At 57.5% G+C, this 17,650-nt stretch carries 16 protein-coding genes; 9 read left to right on the forward strand and 7 right to left on the reverse strand.

All coding sequences use genetic code 11. The features are described 5' to 3' along the window. Positions 1-2 precede the first annotated feature (2 nt). Entirely contained in the window at positions 3-1,097 is a 1,095-nt protein-coding gene (locus AWY79_RS02975) for a tRNA dihydrouridine synthase (RefSeq protein ID WP_335343128.1), read from the reverse strand. A 206-nt stretch (positions 1,098-1,303) separates the two neighbouring features. Here AWY79_RS02975 and AWY79_RS02980 point away from each other — a divergent pair, with 206 nt between their 5' ends. From AWY79_RS02980 to AWY79_RS03015, 7 genes are all read left to right on the forward strand, one after another. Further along, complete coding sequence (locus AWY79_RS02980; protein WP_066800059.1) at positions 1,304-2,137, forward strand: phage capsid protein; 834 nt, start codon at positions 1,304-1,306, stop codon at positions 2,135-2,137. Between the two features lie 60 nt (positions 2,138-2,197). Further along, the gene (locus AWY79_RS02985; RefSeq protein ID WP_066800062.1) at positions 2,198-2,443 is read left to right on the forward strand and encodes a hypothetical protein; all 246 of its coding nucleotides are present in this window, start codon (positions 2,198-2,200) and stop codon (positions 2,441-2,443) included. Between the two features lie 436 nt (positions 2,444-2,879). Then, entirely contained in the window at positions 2,880-3,401 is a 522-nt protein-coding gene (locus tag AWY79_RS02990; RefSeq protein ID WP_158509845.1) for a hypothetical protein, read from the forward strand. 49 nt (positions 3,402-3,450) lie between these two features. Beyond that, on the forward strand, positions 3,451-4,146 hold the full coding sequence (locus tag AWY79_RS02995) for a hypothetical protein (RefSeq protein ID WP_066800068.1): 696 nt from the start codon (positions 3,451-3,453) through the stop codon (positions 4,144-4,146). Between the two features lie 373 nt (positions 4,147-4,519). Beyond that, positions 4,520-5,125 carry a CPBP family intramembrane glutamic endopeptidase gene (locus AWY79_RS03005; RefSeq protein ID WP_158509846.1) on the forward strand — a complete coding sequence of 202 codons (606 nt, stop codon included), beginning with the start codon at positions 4,520-4,522 and terminating at the stop codon, positions 5,123-5,125. A gap of 104 nt (positions 5,126-5,229) precedes the next feature. Then, the gene (locus AWY79_RS03010; protein ID WP_066800077.1) at positions 5,230-5,499 is read left to right on the forward strand and encodes a hypothetical protein; all 270 of its coding nucleotides are present in this window, start codon (positions 5,230-5,232) and stop codon (positions 5,497-5,499) included. Next, the gene (locus AWY79_RS03015) at positions 5,499-5,717 is read left to right on the forward strand and encodes a hypothetical protein (protein WP_066800080.1); all 219 of its coding nucleotides are present in this window, start codon (positions 5,499-5,501) and stop codon (positions 5,715-5,717) included. Before AWY79_RS03010 ends, AWY79_RS03015 begins: the two co-directional genes overlap by 1 nt. 63 nt (positions 5,718-5,780) lie before the next feature. Here AWY79_RS03015 and AWY79_RS03020 read toward each other — a convergent pair whose 3' ends face one another. Continuing rightward, positions 5,781-6,611, reverse strand: coding sequence for an MBL fold metallo-hydrolase (locus tag AWY79_RS03020; protein WP_066800083.1), 831 nt, complete (start codon positions 6,609-6,611; stop codon positions 5,781-5,783). Positions 6,612-6,670: 59 nt separating this feature from the next. Between AWY79_RS03020 and AWY79_RS03025 the strand changes: the two genes are divergently transcribed. Beyond that, positions 6,671-7,189: a thermonuclease family protein gene (locus AWY79_RS03025; RefSeq protein WP_066800086.1), complete on the forward strand. Its 519-nt coding sequence runs from the start codon at positions 6,671-6,673 to the stop codon at positions 7,187-7,189. Positions 7,190-8,142: 953 nt separating this feature from the next. Here AWY79_RS03025 and AWY79_RS03030 read toward each other — a convergent pair. The 5 genes from AWY79_RS03030 to AWY79_RS03050 all read right to left on the reverse strand — a co-directional run bounded on the left by AWY79_RS03030 (position 8,143) and on the right by AWY79_RS03050 (position 15,804). Beyond that, on the reverse strand, positions 8,143-9,393 hold the full coding sequence (locus tag AWY79_RS03030; protein WP_066800089.1) for a sensor histidine kinase: 1,251 nt from the start codon (positions 9,391-9,393) through the stop codon (positions 8,143-8,145). After that, positions 9,386-10,063, reverse strand: coding sequence for a response regulator transcription factor (locus AWY79_RS03035; protein ID WP_066800096.1), 678 nt, complete (start codon positions 10,061-10,063; stop codon positions 9,386-9,388). Before AWY79_RS03035 ends, AWY79_RS03030 begins: the two co-directional genes overlap by 8 nt. A 98-nt stretch (positions 10,064-10,161) precedes the next feature. Then, the gene (locus tag AWY79_RS03040) at positions 10,162-13,326 is read right to left on the reverse strand and encodes an efflux RND transporter permease subunit (protein ID WP_066800100.1); all 3,165 of its coding nucleotides are present in this window, start codon (positions 13,324-13,326) and stop codon (positions 10,162-10,164) included. Further along, positions 13,319-14,479, reverse strand: a complete 1,161-nt coding sequence (locus AWY79_RS03045) for an efflux RND transporter periplasmic adaptor subunit (protein ID WP_066800103.1) — start codon at positions 14,477-14,479, stop codon at positions 13,319-13,321. The genes AWY79_RS03040 and AWY79_RS03045 overlap by 8 nt, the downstream gene beginning before the upstream one ends. Before the next feature lie 2 nt (positions 14,480-14,481). After that, entirely contained in the window at positions 14,482-15,804 is a 1,323-nt protein-coding gene (locus tag AWY79_RS03050; RefSeq protein WP_158509847.1) for a TolC family protein, read from the reverse strand. 768 nt (positions 15,805-16,572) lie between these two features. Between AWY79_RS03050 and AWY79_RS03055 the strand changes: the two genes are divergently transcribed. Beyond that, entirely contained in the window at positions 16,573-17,529 is a 957-nt protein-coding gene (locus tag AWY79_RS03055) for an integrase domain-containing protein (protein ID WP_066800107.1), read from the forward strand. Positions 17,530-17,650 lie beyond the last annotated feature (121 nt).

Genomic DNA, 17,650 nt, shown 5'->3' on the forward strand with positions numbered 1-17,650 from the left:
CGTCAGATATTGTACATGTTCATGTTGGGCCGTTTTACCATCTGCATGCCGGGATGGACATGGTTTCGGGCCACGTTTCGTATGTCGTCCATGGATTTCGCGCCCAGGAAGCGGCTTTGCAGGGCGTGGCCGAAGGTGAAGTTGGCCGCGAAGTAGATGGTGAACAGCTTGAACCGCTTAAGAGCGCGCACCGGGTCGAAGTGCTGGTCCAGGGCGTCGGCCAGGCGCAGGGCGTAGTCCTGGAAGCGGTCGGCGGGCGGTGCGTAATCCGAGGTCCATTCACGGAACAGCCAGGGCTGGGCGATGGCCATGCGGCCCACGGAGACCCCGGCGCAGCCGGTGGTTTCGAGCATCTCCAGGCAGTCCCGGTCGGTGATCACGTCGCCGTTGCCGAAGACCGGGATGGAAACCGCGTCCACGATGGCCTTGATGTGGTGGCGGACCGGGGGGCGGGTGCGCTTGTCCGGGGCCACGCGGGGGTGGAAGACCAGGCAGTCCGCGCCCGCGTTCTCGAACTGTTTCGCGAGCTTGGCGGCGGGTTCGATGTCCGGTGACCAGCCGGTGCGGAACTTGATGAACAGGGGGATGGAGATGGTCCTGCGCACGGCCTCGACCACGCGCAGGGCCGCGTCAGGGTCGCGCAGCAGTCCGGCCCCGGCGTTCTTCTTGACGATGCCGGAGACCGAGCACCCCATGTTGATGTCGAAGCCGAAGAAGCCGCATTCCTGCACCCGCCGGGCGGCGGGGATCATCTCCTCCGGGGTCGCGCCCGCCACCTGGCAGACCAGGTGCGGCAGCTCCCCCTCGGACCAGCGGAACACGGACGAGACGCGCGGGTTTTCGGTGGGCACGCTCTTGGCCCCGCACATCTCGGTGAAGGTCAGGCCGCAGCCGCCGTATTCGCCGAGCACCTGGCGGTAGGCGGCGTTGCCCAGCCCGGCCAGGGGCGCGAGCCACAGCCGGGTGGATACGGTCCTGCCGCCGACGGCCAGGGGTTGGTTGAGGCGGTCGTCCAGCTCCTTGCGGCGCGTTTCGTCCAGGGTCTGCATGGGCAGGGATTGGCCCGGTTCCGGGGCCCTGTCAAGTTGCTTTTTCACGCTTCTCGAATCCTTTTCCCTGACATTCTTCGACAAAACCGGGGTTTGCGAAAAACCGGTGGTACGGTTCGCCATCCGGCCCGGAGGTCTAGCACCCGGCCCGGCGGCGTGGGCGAACGGTTCGCCCCCGCTCCCGGACACCCGCAGGCGAAGGCGATTCGGACACCCGGCCCGTATGAACCTGTTACGGACAAGGAGAAGAACCGATGTCCACTACCGTCAGCAATGCCTTCGTCTCCCAGTATGTGGAGATGGTGCACCAGGCCTATCAGGCCCAGGGCTCCAAAATGCGCAACACCGTGCGCCTCCAGACCGAGGTGGAAGGGTCCAAGTGCGTCTTCCAGAAGGTCGGCAAGGGCGCGGCCGGGAAAAAGACCCGCCACGGCAACGTGCCGCTCATGAACCTCAACCATTCCAACGTCTCCTGCACCCTGTCCGACTGGTACGCCGCCGAGTACATCGACAAGCTCGACGAGCTGAAGGACAAGAGCGACGAGAAGCAGGTGGCCGCCAACGCGGGCGCCTGGGCGCTGGGCCGCAAGATCGACGAGTTGATCATCACCAAGCTGACCGGCGCCACCAACGTGGTCGCCGAGACCGCCACCGGCCTGACCAAGGACAAGATCCTCCAGGCCTTCGGCACCCTGAACGCCAACGACGTGCCGGACGACGGCCACCGGTTTGCCGTGGTCGGCCCGCACCAGTGGAACGAGCTCTTGAACATCCAGGAATTCAAGTCCAGCGACTACGCGGGCGAGCAGTACGCCTGGCTCAAGGGCACCGAGTCCCGCACCTGGCTGGGCATCACCTGGATGTTCCACACCGGCCTGCCGCTGGACGAGGCGGGCATGCGCAAGTGCTACGTCTACCACCGCAACGCCGCGGGTCTGGCCGAGGGCCAGAAGGTCCAGGCGTTCGTGGACTGGGTGCCGGAAAAGGCCGCCCACCTGGTGGACCACATGCTGTCCGCCGGGGCCTGTCTCATCGACCCGGACGGCGTGGTCGAGATCCAGTGCGACGACGACGCGGCCATCCTCTAGGGACGGCGACCGCAACCGACAGCAACCGACCTTAAGCAACCCCAAAAGGAGAAAACAGACATGGCATACATCAGTGAAGACATGCGGCTCATGGGCGGCGTCCCCGGCCAGCAGCTGTTCATCTACCGCTCCGAGGACGACGCGGCCACCGTGGCCGGGTCCGGCTACTTCGACCAGGCGGTGGAGGACTACAACCTGGATACCGGCGACATCGTGATCGCCTGCACCGGCGCGGACATGGCCGGGGCCATCGACCTGATGGTGGCCGCCAACACCGACGGCACGGTCACCGTGACCACCGCCTAGGAGGGCGGCAACCGAACAGTCATGGAGCTTCCTTGGGCCTCCCTTCGGGGAGGCCCCTTCAGACTGCCGGGAAACGGCCGTCTGCGTCGTTGCCGCGAACCATCCAGCCCCTCGCGTATGTCTTGATACGCTTCGGCCCTGGATGGTTCTTGCGCCTAGCATCCGACCATTTCCCGACAGCCTGAAGGTTGGTTTTCTAGGGTTTTTGCGATACGAAAAGGAGAACCGATATGAGCGATTTGTTGAAAGCCGACGTATTCACCCGTACAAGAAAGGTCACGTTCTCTAGGCGTAGAAGAATCAAAATTACAGGCTGTTCAAAAATGGTGAGATGCAAGGCGCAAAAAAAGTTCAAGACCGAAGCGTACTCCCTGTACGCGAGGGTTTGAACTTTTTGCAGCAACGCAGCAGATCGCCGTTTTTCAACAGCCTGTGGGTGATGGAGCCGGTGCGCAGGGAGGGCAGCCTGGGCAGGAAGTTCCACGGCAACAAGCGCGCCCTGGACTGGTGGACCGTGGAAAAGCCGCTGGGCTGGGACCCGGCGGAGGAGGGGAGGAAGGTCTCCCTGAACCACGACTACGGCCGCCCGGACCAGCCTGCGGGCAAACAGGCGGCCAAGTCCGCGACCCCGCCTGCGCCCGCCGGGAAACGGCCCGTCGGTCCGGCCCGCACCCTGCTCGCCATGGGCGCGCAGGCGGCCAAGGAGAGCGGGGCGGGCAAGGGGCAGAGCGCTTCAGAGGCTGGAGCGAAAGGACACGGGGCCGATGAAGAGTCTTGGGCGTACAGGAACCTCGTCCCTCCGCTGTGGAAACAGGACGGCCACCCGGAAAAGAAATGGGCCAAAGAAGGGCTTAAAAAGGAGCTCGAAGAGTGGGCGGGTCCTTTTACCGGGTTTCCGGACAAGATAGTTACCCCGATTCAAATATGGGGCGATCAGCGAAAAAAGAACGGGAAATAACCTCGAATGACCGGGCAGCGGTTCGTCGCTGCCCGGTCAGGACAATGTCATGCTAAACTATCTGACGAAAGTGTGTGTCGTGATCGTGTTGGGACTGAGTTGCCTTCAGGCGGTATCCCTTTCTGCCAGCCCCAATGCCTACTGGGTTTCAGTGTATTGTATCATTTTGTTTTCCCTGGAAACCAGTTGTGCATTTCTGTTGTTCGCCAGGTCAGGGGGAAGACTTCAGAAAATTCTTGGCTGGCTGTTCCTTGCACATGGAATATACCCGTTGTCGGTGTTGTTCCTATCGGGGCTTGCCGCAGTGAAGTCCGGCAATTCGAGTGTGATTTTGTTTGCCTTGTGCTTTGTTGGCGGGGCGTTGTTCCTGCTGGCTTCCCCACCTGTTGCCGCCGCCGCTTTGCACGGTTGGCGCGATCGGTTTTTGCCTGTCCTTTTCTTTTCAACCTATTTGCCGGGAAGTCTTTTGGTGGGGAAAATGATAGAAAGCGACGGGCCCGCAAATGAGGTCAGCCTGTTATTCAGTCTCATATTGTTGTTAATGGCTATTTCTGTATTTTTGAAAAAGGTCATAGCGTTCATTGTTCATTTGCTGTGTGTGTTTTCCGTGTGTTATATAATAGGATATACAGTAGTGATTCACGGACAAAGTGGTTCACTCAATGTATTTCTCGTTTTCCCTGCGGTGTTTGTCATTCTGTACGCCGGGTTGACAATACGGGATAAGCGTCATGCCGAGGGATAGAGCACATATCTTACCTGTCTAAAAGGGACAGGCTATGCTCCATCCGGTTGGCGCGCAGGCGGCCAAGGAGAGCGGGGCGGGCAAGAGTGAACAGGAAGTCTCCGGTCCTGAAGGTGGCCAGGGGCAAGAGACCGCACAAGAACCGACTCCCACGAAATCGCGGAGTACGGCACAGGATGCGGAGAAGCTGAAGGCGGAAGAAGAGTTTAGAAAGCCCGCAAGCACGGGCGTTCAGTTCCTCAGGGGAGTAACCAGGTTGCTCCGTGAGTGGGGTATGAATGATAATGATGACAAGCCGCGAAGCGGGGCCTCCGGTCCTCGCGGATAGCCGCGCATGAGTTGTTCAAGCATGAATGCAGTCAACCATAAGGGGATGATCTATCTGATCGCGGTCATCCCCTTTTTTTTGAACGATTTTTCCAACATCCATGCTTCCTCTTACGAGCAGTGGGTGCTGGTGGACTATGCCTGCCGAATGGCTTCTCTCCTGTTCCTGGGGGTGCTGGTCTTCAAAAGACGCCTGAAGCCCGGGGATCTGGGGCTGTCCTTGGACGGGAAGGGGCCTCTGGTTTTCTGGACGCTGATTCTGGCGGGCATGACCATGGCCTATTGCCTGGTGAGCGAAGTCCTTCTCAAACCGCTGGATGGGCTGTGGTCAGCGCCCGTTGTGGAATACGACCGGGAGTCGGCGATTTTTCTTGTGGACATGACCTTCGGCCTGGCCCTTGTCGCCGTGAGCGAGGAGATCATCTTTCGGGGGCTGGCCCTGTCCGCCCTCAAGGCGTATACCCGCAACCCGGTCGTCATCGCCCTGGCGTCGGCCTTTGTCTTCGCCCTGATCCATTGGTCCACAGGAGTAAGAAATATCCTCGACTGTTTCGTTTACGGGATGATTTTCATGGCGGTCACCATGCGGGTACGGAGCATTGCCCCCGCGACGGTCGTTCATTTTTTGTTGGATTACTATTTATTGGCCTAATGCTGAACGGCAAGTGAGGGCAGGAACGCGGCCAGGGCATCGACCCCAACCAGGGTTCGGGCCACGAAAACCGCCCGCCGTCCGCGTCCAGGGACGCGGCGCAGATGGGCAAGGCCGAGCAGGTTCGCAATCTCAAGGAGTATGCGGGCTGGATTCACACGATGAAGAACAACCCTCCCTGGGCCGACAAGGCGAAAACCCCGGCGCAAAAGGTGCAGGGCGTGACCCATCCGGCTGGAGAATCGGTGGGGAGTGAGATCTTGGGGAGCTTAATGAAAGACAGCAAAGTGAAAGGGCTCAGATCTGTGGGACAAGGATTGGGGAGGGTCGGGCCGATACTGGATATCTTGACCAGCCCTAAGGACGCTTGGTGATGACAAAACTCACGTACACCATACTTTGGCACTGTGTTGTGGATGTTCTTGTCGCAACGCTTGTAGCTGGAGGCCTCTTCTGGTTTTTTGATAGCTGGGAACTGGCGGCGTTGGCTTGGCTCGTGGTGCTAGCCGGCACAATTCACAATTCCTCCAACACCTACTTCGCCCTCCGCCGCAACCCCGAATACCAGAAGGACGTGAAGGACAAGGATTGATGCGGCAAGGGGCGTTTTCGTGCGTCCCTTGCCCTGAAAACAGCAAAGTCGGGCCGGTCCCGCCTAGAACGTCAGGGTCAGGCCGGAGCCCACTTCCCTGACCGGACATTTCGCGGCCAGGCCGATCTTGGCGGCCAGGTCCGTGCAGTGGCAGCACCACAGCCCCTCCAGGTCCAGCGCCGCCAGATAGTCCGCCGTGGGGCCGAGCCGTTCCGGGCCCGCCTTCTGCAAGTGGAACCCGCCCAGCACCGCGCGCACCCGGTCCACGCCCGTCACCCGCCGGGCCTGTTCCACCGTGTTGCAGATGCCCGTGTGGGCGCAACCCGCAATGACCACCAGCCCCGCGTCCGTGACGCAGGCCAGGGCCGTGTCGTCCGGGATGTCGTCCGGCACGAACTCCCCGCCCTCCAGCCGCTCGCCCAAGGTCGCCGGTCTTTCGAAATCCATGACCCGCTCGATCTGCCCCAGCGCCGCCAGCGAATCCGTCAGCCACATGGGCCGGTCCGTCAGCTCCAGATCGAAATAGCTCGCCAGCTTGTCCGGCGACAGCAACGGGCCGAACTCCGGGATGCCCCGATGCCGCTTGGTCTCCACCGCCTTGGGGTGCGCCACCAGCCTCGCCCGCCGCACCTCCCGGTCCGGGGATTCGCAATACAGGCGCAGCAACATGTCCAGCCCCCAGGTGTGGTCGAAATGGCCGTGGGACAGGGCGATCCAGTCCAGGTCGAGCAGATCCACGCCCTTGCGCCGGGCGTTGACCAGGAAGGCGTCGGAATAGCCCGTGTCGAACAGCACCCGCTTGCCGTCCGCCTCGATGAACATCGACAACCCCGCCTCGGCCAGGAATTGGCTGCCCACCATGGCGTTGTTGTCCACCAGAAATGTCAGTTGCATGTCGCGCCTCCCGGCCGGTCTTGCTGGTATCCCTCGAAGAAACAGTCTATGCTCTTTCCATGCGCCACCGCAACCCCCTGACCCCCCAACGCCTTTTCGGACTTTTCCTGCTCGCGCTGCTCTGCGCCGCGCCCGCCTCCGCCGCCGAAACCATCTCCGCCCGATTCCTCGGCGCGCTGGACGGCGACTCCCTGCGCGTCGTCTACCAGGGCGGCACCCTCGAAGTCCGGCTCATCGGCGTGGATGCGCCCGAATACAAGCAGGAATACAGCCGAAAAGCCAAGGAATTCACCGTCCGCTTCTGCTTCAACAAGACACTGCAACTCGAATACGACAAGGAACGCAAGGACCGTTACGGACGGCACCTCGCCTACGTCTACCACAACGGGCGGATGCTCAACCGGGAACTCGTCCGCGCCGGTCTGGCCATCCCCATCCGCGTCAAACCCAATACCCGATACTTCGAACAATTCCTTGAGGCCGAAAAAGACGCCCGCGAAAACCGCCGGGGCTTCTGGATCAAAGGCGGCCTCGACATGACCCCCGCCCAATGGCGGAAGACACACCCCAGGAAATAGTGGCCTCCGGCGGGGGGAATGCCCTCGCCGGGCGGGCGTCTCCGACGGCTTAAGAACCTTTTGGAAAAGGTTCTTAAGAATCTCCCAAACTTTTTGGGTCGCTGCGCGAAGGGCGTGCGGGAGCGGGAGGACGAGTGTTGACGGAGGAGGGAGATTGCGGAACGTTGAGGGTCTATGCGGTGGGATTGGGGGGGCAGACAGGCGGTGTTCCGAAGTGTTCGCGCCGGACGGCAGCGGCGCGCGGTCAGCCGCCCGGCGCGAACCCTCCGGGACGGTGGCCCAACGCCGCAGGGCGGGAGGGTTGTACGCAACAAGCTGGCTTTGCAGCGTTTTCTGACTGCGTCCCGGTGAGAAATTTGTCTAATCGAGTCCTGACTATTCCAATAAAAAACCCGCGATTTGGGGCGGAAAAAACGGCTTGGTTCGTTCTGTGACGCGGCACGTTGTGTTGTCCGTTTTTTCCGCCCCAAATCGCCAACCGGCACGGCGGAACGTGTCCCGCACGGCCCCTTCCGCGCCGCACGCACCCGAGCGAAGCGAGCTAGGGGATTCTTAAAAGTACCCACCACGTTTCTGAAAAGTAACCCTCTGCCTTGTTTTTCAAACATGGCAGGGGGTTACTTTTGGCTGGCAGCTGGTGTTCTTCGAGGTCTTGCGGTGATTTCGGAATGGAAATCACACATTTATTCACACACGTCGAGTCAAAAATACACCAATTTTTCAGATACTTATAGTGCTATTAACAAATACTATCAGCTTAAGTAAGGTAAGGAAAAAATTTCAATGGTGCCGAAGAGAAGGCCCGGAAGTCCTGGTTTTTCGGCTGTGCGGTAAGGGACGGGTGGCCTGGAGGAATACATCCTTAGGTCTGAAACTAAAAAAAGGGTATCTCCATCGGCAGGAAGTCTCTATTATTAGTTGGCCCTAAGATGGGGGACTTTACATGGGTATGCTTATTTCAGACTCAATCTGACCGAAAAGAGTTTCTCCTGTTCCTCGATGAACAAATCCCAGCCAAGCTTATCCACAAGCTGTGATATGAGCATCAGCCCGACCCCATGTCCTTTATGGGCCCGCCCGCCATTCTCGGCATGGGTGTCGTTCACGACAGAGAATTCACTCTCGGTCAGACGGATATGAATAACACCGCTAAAGGTGTACTGAAACGCATTGCGGATAATGTTGTTCAAAACAATACGCAGCGGGGTTTCCGGCGCATCCAGCGACACGGAAGCCAAGTCCTGCTGGACCCGGTTTCCCTTGCCTTTAAGCAGATAGGCGTTCTCCTCGATTATCGAAGAAACCAACCTTTCGATCTCCACGTGGTTGCTTTCCAATTGATCCGACTGCTCCCGGCTGACCCATAGCAAAGTCGTAATCAAGTTACGCATGTTGGTCACGGCATTGTTCATGCGGCCCATCGAAGTCTTGAAACGCGAATCATCGTCCGCGCCGAGGCGTTCAAGCAACTCCAGACTGTTCTGCAACACGGCAACCGGTGTGCGAAGCTCGTGACTCGCATTGCGGAGAAAGGTTTGTTCGCGTTCAATCCCCGCCATCTGACGGCGAAGGGTATCCCGAAAGAGAAAAGCCAGTTCATTCAATTCCCGATAGGTAAAATCCACCGGCGCATCCAGATTGTCCTTGTCCAACTCACCTGCCCATCGGCTGATGCCCTCGACAGGCAACACGATCCGGCGAAACAGAAAAAACGACATCCCGACCATGCCGACAAAGATTGCCACTCCGGATATCACGAGGAAATACATGCGCCATCTGAACATTCTGTCTATGTTCGACGACGCAAAATCATCACTAATCTCGAGCACAAAGTAGAGCATGTTACCATCAGATCGACTCCAGGGGAGTATGCAATAGTTCGTTTCGTCATCCCGCCACTCACTGTATTCGGCAACGCCTTCGACCAATTCCACTCCTACGAATCTTTCACGCACCGATTCCGGGACACCCTCCCACTCGACATAAACACGAAAATTTGCCGACCTCGGCAGAGGGGTATCCGGATCCTCCAAGTAAGCATCTTGGTAAACCCTCGCCTCAGATTGCATCCGAGACTGAACAGATACATCCAATCCGGTCATGAAATAATCGTCCAATAAGAAAGAATACAAAAAAACGAGCAATCCACTCGCACTCACCACAAACACGATGATCGTCTTCTTGATGCTTTTTTTGTTATCCATCGCTGCCTCTCAATGAAACTCCCACTCCGGGCGCGGTATGAATAAGTTGCACTGATGCAGAGCCATCTATTTTTTGCCGTAACTTGTGAAGGTGCACATTCAGGCTGTTGCTTTCCGGTACGTCATCCCCCCACAAAGCACGCTCCAAGGATCGGCGTGACACAATCTCCGGGCTCTTGGAGACCAATTCCTTGATCAATTCCCACTCGGTAGGCGTCAGATGAATAACAGCCCCTCCTCGGCGCACCTCATGGGCATGAAGGTCAATTTCCAGATCTTCCACCGTAAAAATTTTCACCTGACTGCTTCTTCGTTTAGCCAAAGCCCGGATGCGAAATAAGAGTTCCTTCATGGCAAACGGTTTGACGAGATAATCATCCGTCCCGGCAGAGAATCCCGCGACCTTATCATCAAGAGTGTCCCGCGCGGTAAGCATCAGGATAGGTGTATCAATCCCTTCCCTGCGCAGCTTCTCGCACACCCCAAGGCCATCCAGTCCGGGGACCATGATGTCCAGTAAAATGACGTCATAGGCGTTCTCCAAGGCAAGTTCCACGCCGTGAAGTCCATTGAAGGCATGATCACAGTTTATGGACTCCAACTCCAGATAATCGATCAACGATGCGGCGAGGTCCATGTCGTCCTCGACCAAGAGTGTTGTCAGAGACATTTCAGTATCCTTCCGTATTGTAAAAAGTCCCATGGACTCCATGGGGCTTTACTAACTTTTCTTGGGTAGATTTCACCATGATTAACCCCCCCCCCGGCCTAGTTCTCATTCATCACCGGGACGGTAGCGGCGGGCGTGCGATCTTCTCTTTTACCTATGACCGTACGCTTCACGTTGGCCGAGAAACGGATGAGCGCGGGAATGAGAATCAACGTGATAACCGTGGCGAACAGGATACCGTAAGCCATGGAAACCGCGGCAGGCTTCAGATATTGAGCCTGCTCCGAAGATTCCGCCAGAAGCGGGACCAAACCTAGAAAGGTGGTAATGGATGTCAGGAAGATGGAACGCATGCGCCGCACACCCGCGGCAAGGAGGGCTTCATTCACGCCAAGTCCCCGTTCACGCTGAGCCCCATACTCCGTAACAAGCAACAGACTGTCGTTCACCACGACTCCGCACAGGGCGAGAAGGCCAAAAAAAGACAGCAGGCTAAGCGGGTAGCCCAAAAGCCAATGCCCGCCGACGGCACCGATAAACCCGAACGGAATGGCTGCCATTATGAACAGTGGCTTGGTGTAGGACTTGAGCGGCACGGCAAGCAAGGCATAAATCACGCCCATGGTCAGGACAAACGCCCCCCACAGGGATGATGAAGCTTCGGACTCTTCCTGTACTTCGCCGGAGAAGGCAAAACCGATATCCGGGAACTCCCGGCGGAGCTGAGGGAATAGTTTTTCCTGCAAATCTGCCAACACCTGACTGGGAGAAGTCACGGTCTTGTCCGTATCTGCCACTACGGTGGTAACCCGGTTGCCGTCACGACGATGAATCTCCACCGCCGCGTAGCCGGGCTCGAGTTCCGCAACCACGCTCAAGGGAACAAGCGCACCGGCAGCGGTACGGATACGCGTCCGCTTCAGGTCTTCGATATACCGACGCTGGTCCGCAGGATAGCGCACCTGTACCTTGACCTCGTCGCGTCCCTGTTGGAAACGTTGCGCCTCGTACCCCTGGAACCCTCCTCGCAACTGCGAGGTCAGATCGTCGAGCGTGACGCCGAGATTGCGGGCTTCGGGCTTGAGGGTAAAACGAATCTGCGGCTGGTTCGGCTTATTGTCATCCCTGACGTTGTTGACGCCGGAGTATTGACGAAGCCGTTCCTTCAATCTGGTTGCGGCAGCCTGAAGCGTAGCCTGTTCACGCCCGCTGATGTTGATGGAGATATCTTCCATGTCCCAGCCGGTGGAGTTGTAGTTAAAGACATCCACGCCTTCCAAAGGCCCAACGGCCGTGCTCCACTCTTTGATCATGTCCACAGCCGTGATCTCCGACTCCGGCTCGAGATCGAGTTTCCCGGTTACGGTGAAGGAAGTCGCGCTGCTGAGGTTGGTCTGTATGTCCGTAACAGGTGCGGACTCCATGCCATATTTTTCCTTCCACTCCTCATTGAGGCGAACGAGTTCGGACTCGATATGCAAGGCGTTACTCATTGCCAGGGCCTCGCCAGCTTCCTGATCCATTGTGATGGATGCGGTCAACAGGGTCCCTGGAATGTTGGGGAAAAAGACAGAACGCACTCTGCCGCTGCCAACGAGGGCAAAGACGCAAATGAGCAAACCGAGAAATACAGCCAGCGCCACTCCGGGCATATTCAACACCCGCTGCATGAACGGGACGTATATTCTTTCATTGAACAGATCGAGCCCGTGGGCCACCCACCCCTGGAGTTTTGCCAGCGGGCGCACCAACACATTAGGTTTTGCCGTAGAATTCACGTTCACGTGGTTCAAGTGTGCAGGCAGGATGAACTTCGACTCCAGCAACGAAAAACAGAGAGCCACAACGACCACCACAGCAAACTGGCCGAAAATCTGGCCGAACTCCCCTTTGATGAACGCCAGAGGCATAAACGCCGCAACCGTTGTCAACACGCCGAAGGTCGCAGGCGTAGCCACTTCAGACACCCCTGCGATGGTCGCTGCCGTGGTATCTCCCTCCCGTTTTCGAGTGGTGAAGATATTCTCGCCGATGACGACAGCATCATCTACCAGTATACCAAGCACCACGATGAAACCGAAGGTCGTCATTTCGTTGATGGTATAGTTAAGGAAACTATCTCCCATCATGATGAGCGTCCCTGCAATGGAGATGGGTATGCCCAAAGAGACCCAGAGAGCCAGACGAAGATTGAGGAACAGGGCCAGTATGGCAACAATGAACAGGATACCGCTCAAGCCATTGCTGAAGAGCAGGGAAACACGGTCCTGAATATATTGGCTTTGATCGTACCAGGGCTTGATCCCAACCCCTTGCGGAATTTGGCCGGAGTCCACCAATCCCTGCACCACCTCCCGGGCCTCGATAGCCGCTTTGGTCACGTCTGTGCCGCCCGCGTCCACTATCTGAAGTGTAATAGCGGGTTGTCCTTGAAACCTCGTCCGGACGAGGTCTTCTTCAAAAGTATCCCTGACGGTTGCTATATCGCCCAATGTGAGATTCGCGCCGTCCGCAGTGGTCAGGATGACAATATTACGGAATTCATCTTCACCATATGCTTGACGGTCTGCCCGCAGGGTAATGGTCGACATGTTTGTCCGCAGTTCACCACCGGAATCGCTTATCGACTCTTTGGCAATGCCCGTTGCCACGTCCCGCAAGGTCAATCCGTATGCCTGCAACGAGGCTTCATCAATCTCAATGGCGATCTCACGAACCCGTCGCCCGATATACTCGACTTTGTTGATGCTGCCCTGCGCAAGAAGCTTTTGCCGAACCTTGTCGGCCAACTGACGAAGCGTATCATGCCTGACCTGACCATATATGCTGACGTACATGACATGTTCGTTCCACTCTTCCTGCGAGATGACCGGTTTTTCGGCAAGGCTCGGCAGAGTGGCAATGGCGTCGACCTTGCGTTTGACGTCCCGCATCATTTTATCAAGCGAGTACCCTTGTTTCGTTTCTACCACGACGGTGGAGCCGTTCCGATCCGAAGTGCTGGTGATCTCCTTGATGCCGGTCAAACCATTGACCGCTTCCTCGATCTTAACGGTCACGCCTCTTTCCACCACTTCGGCAGAGCTGCTGGGGTATGCCGTGGAGATGGTTACTTTTTTTGGCGGAAACGGAGGAAAAGCCTGCAGGGGGCGATCCATGGATGTGAACACGCCACCAAACAGCACCAGCAACATCAACAAATTGGCTGCGATGGGGTTCTGGACGAACCATGCGATCATGCCGCCCATATTTTTCTTATTCATGGGACAGCTCGCTTTGTTTGGGGCTGACCGAAGTGCCTTCCAGGTAGGAATTCAATGGCCGGACCACGACATTCATGGCTTTCAAGTCCTCCGGTGCCCGAATGAATACTTTACCGTTTCGGCGGAAGCGGACTTCAGGTTTGATGCGACGAAGTGAGTTCCCATTGTCCGTATACCAAATATCACCGGCCTGAGTCAGAGAGCTTTCCGGCACCGCAAAAGTGTCCTTTACCATTGCACCGGGGACCTCGGCCCGCACAAAAGTGCCGGGCAAAAGAGGCTGGCTACCATCCAACGGATTCTCCACCATGACGATGGCTATGCGTTGACGTGTTGTGTCGGATATTTGCAATTCCAGTCCCGTAAGGGTGCCCACCCATGTATCGCGCGAATCCGTGACCGAGGTCATGGGGACCTTGGCACCAAAACGAGATCCTTCGCCCATTGCGTCGAGGTTGAGCAATGAGCACTGTTGTTCGGTCAAGGGAAAACGCACTTCAACCCGATCCGCCCCGTACACACTGCCAACCACTGTACCCGCAGTCACATATGTTCCCAGAGCAACCTTGCGTTCGATAACAGCCGCATCGTAAGGAGCCACGATCAACGTGTTCTGAAAGTCATTCCGAGCCTTGGCAACCGCGCCTTCGGCTGCCTTCACCTGCGCAAGGGCCGCTTCAAGTTGTGGCTTGCGCAACACCAGCGGTGATGCGGGGTGCCGGGCCTGTCCCATTCGTTTCCAGTCTTTTTCCGCCTGCTTCACTCGGTGTTGCTCCTGAACATACGCAAGCTTTGCATCGGCCAATTCCCTCTCGCGCGCCGCAAGCTCCGAGCGGTATCCCACATCTTCCACCCTGGCGAGCAAGTCCCCTTTGGGGACAATTCGTCCGGCATCAAACGCCGGGGCCAGTTCGACAAGGCGGCCTGACACAGCGGACACGATGTCCGTTTTCCAGTACGGCACAGCCTTGCCGAAAGCCTGAATCGAAGCAGTATATGTCCCGGCCTTCACCGGCTCAACGGAAACCGGCATGTCGATACGGGCCTTCTTTTCCACACTGGCCGTGACCGGCTGGGAAAACAGCCAAAAGGCAATGAGGATGGCCACACCCAAAACCGATGAGGCTAAAATGATATGCAGATATTTTTTCATGGTTACTTCTCAGTCGTCAGTTTTGCCGTGTTCAAATTGGCATTCAGGCCAGAGGCCAGCGCAAGCTGCGCGCGATTGCCCAGTTGAAGGGCGCGGACCTGCAGCAGTTGGATTTCCGTGTTCAATTCGGTTTCCTTTGCGGTCAGCAAATCGATGATGTCCGAAAGCCCTTCACGGTAGCGTTGTTCGTAATTGATGCGGCTCTGCGTGGCGTGACTCAGGGACTTTTCCAAGTGCTCCCGCCTGCGGGCCAATCCGCGTTCAGTGTCCAGACCGTTTTCAACTTCCTGCATGGCCTCAAGAACAACCTTGCGGTAATCTTCCCATGCGGCCTTGCTCTCCTCGGATTTGGCGGCAGCCGTGTCCTTGAGGCGGCCTCCCATGAATACGGGCTGAGTCAAAGCCCCTACGAGATTCCAAATGGCCTGCCCAGTTGTCAGATCGTGTATGGTTTTGGAAGTATTCGAAATGTCGGCAGTAATCTTGAAGGACGGCAGCATCGCTTTGTTGGCAGCGGCAACGTCCAAATCCGACTTTCGAACCCGATCCCAAGCGGCCTGAATATCAATGCGATCCGCCAAGACTTCGGATGGTATTCCGACCAGAGGATGAGCGACCGAGGGGAGTTCCACATCTCCGGCAATGGTTCCGGACGGATACCGGCCGAGTAGGAGTTCCAACACGCGGCGGGCTTTGGTCAAATCCAACTCGCGTCCGGCCAGCACTTCCCGTGCAGCTTCAGACTTGGTACGTGCCGCGTCCAGATCGGTCAGATTGCCAATACCCATGTTGTACCGCTCAAGAATGATCTCTTCGGTATCAACCAGAGCCTTAATGCGGCGTCGCTCAATCGCCACGGCCCGACTATTGGCCGCGAGTTCAATCCAGGCCCGAACAACCCGAGCCGCCAAAGCATTTCGTGCAAGCATGTAGTCTCCGCTTTTGGCTTTCACATCCAACGCGTCAGCATCATTGAGATCCGCCAACCGCTGCCATAGATCCACCTCCCAACTGACGTCGGACCGGACAGAGAAAGAAGCCGTCTGACGCCCCGAAGAATTGGTTCGGGCCCCACTCCCTCCCACAGTCAATTCAGGAAGACGGGCAGAGGATGTTACGCTTAACAGCAACCCTGCCGCCTTGAGTCGATAGGCCGTAGCCGTAAGGTCCGGATTGGCAGACAGGGCCTCAGCTATAAGAGCCCGCATTTGGGGAGTATCGATAAGTCCGGAGATATCCTTCGCCACCTCGGAGTCGGAAGCAGGCGTCTGCCACGCACCGGGCATCATCTCTTCAATCTCCGCTTTCTTGGCTGTCAGATCCATGCGAGCGGCACACCCGACAAGCACAAGGGTTAGGGCCGAGACAGCCGCCAACCGCGCAACAGAAACAGAATTGAGTATTGTCATGACCCCCAAGTATCGAACCGGGGGTTAAGAAAAGGTTAACGTTTGTTAACGAAGGAAGGTTTTCATGCGATTGTACGAAAAGGTCGCAGTGCTCCACCATCCCTTGAGCCGGAGTCGATACCGCCATCCCTCTCGCCGTGGCGGCTGCTTGCGTCATGCTCGCGGGGAAATCGGCGGGAGGACAGAAACCCCTCCGCCGAACCTTGCGCGGCGATTTCTCGGGGTGATACGACAGGGCATAACCAGTCAGGTTGAGTAACCAGAAGGAGGTAAAACGTACCCAAGGCGCGTTCATAAGTTTTGACGGCAGTCTAAACTGATGAACGCTTAAATTGGCACTAACGTGCCGTAACACCAAACACTTCGCTGCCGTTCATTTCCAAACGGCACGCATTCACATCCAAACGCCAGGCTGAAGCACAGCACCCCCGCCGGACAAACGACAGGTATCTAGAAATCTGCCGTTGTCGAAATTCCCCCACGGCCACCGCTTTATGCGCAGGACGAATGAGTCTGCGTGGTGGCACCCCTTATTGAATGGATTCTCAGGATTTTTCCTTCTGTGGGAAACGGACATTGATTTGTCCCGTGTCGGTTGTTGTGTGGCGCATTCGCGCCATAGGCGGACCCGTGGGTTCGCTTTGTCCCGGGGCGCTGCCCCGAACTTCAGGAAGGAGATTCCATATGAAATCCATCAGTCTGGTATGGGGGGCGAACAAGGCAACTTTGTCCGGTCCGCGCTCCAAACAACATCGGGTCCGCCAGAACGCCCGAGCCTTTGCAAAGCGGCTTCGCCGCGCGGGGTTTGGCGTTCAGAAATGGGCCAAGATTTCCAACAGACATTTCGCGGAAGTCGCCAAGCAAATGAAAGACGAAAATGTAGGGGACGGGCGCATTGCCGAAGTCTTTTCGGCGGCCCGTACCCTATGTGAGACCTATGGCAACGACAGCATCAGCCCTACCAATGACGTGTTCGGGGTGCGCCGTGGAACCATAGCCAATGCCAGCAGCAAAGCGGTTGCCCCCGGTTTCGTGCAGGGGGCAATCGACAAGCTGGAAAACGAGCATGGGTATGAATACGGTCCCCGGTGTGCCGCTCAGATCCGTCTGCAATGGGAACTGGGGTTGCGCCGGGAAGAATCGGCCAAAGTCGATCTGGTCAGCGATTGGGACCGCGAAGGGCGCACCCTTCATGTCCAATATGGGACGAAGGGTGGTCGCCCCCGGACGTTGCACAATCTGTCCGATCGGCAGCAGGAAGCTCTTGAGAGAGCTCTGCCCTATGTCAGCCAATCCGACAGGCCGGGGATCCACAACCTGATGCCTGAAGGTATGGGGGACAAATGGCAAGAAAAGTTGTCCTACGCGGCCAGGTTGTGCGGTTTCACCAAAAAGGAAAGCGGGTGGACGCTGCACAGCAATCGTCATGAGCGGTTCCATCGCATGTACGTCGAGCACACCGGTTTTCAGCCGCCCAACCAGCATGTTTCCGTGGAATCCTTCCAGAAGGCCGCGCGGGACATCACTGGGGACGAATGGCCTCGGCTCGACGCCGAAGCCCGTGACGACATCGAAGTCACTGCCGGCCATTCCCCTGGCCGCCGTGACGTGTCCGATGCCTACCTTGGCAGTTCCCGTTAGAAGAAGCCCCGCCATTTTCGGCGGGGCTTCCCTTTTTGGGCGTGAGGTTGCCTGGAGCTGAATCGCTCAGGCGATTCAGCTCCAGGCAACCGTCCTCGCCGCCCATCGGCTTGTGGCCGAT

It is taken from the genome of Pseudodesulfovibrio indicus, from assembly GCF_001563225.1.
In the GTDB taxonomy this organism is placed as follows: Bacteria; Desulfobacterota; Desulfovibrionia; order Desulfovibrionales; family Desulfovibrionaceae; genus Pseudodesulfovibrio; species Pseudodesulfovibrio indicus.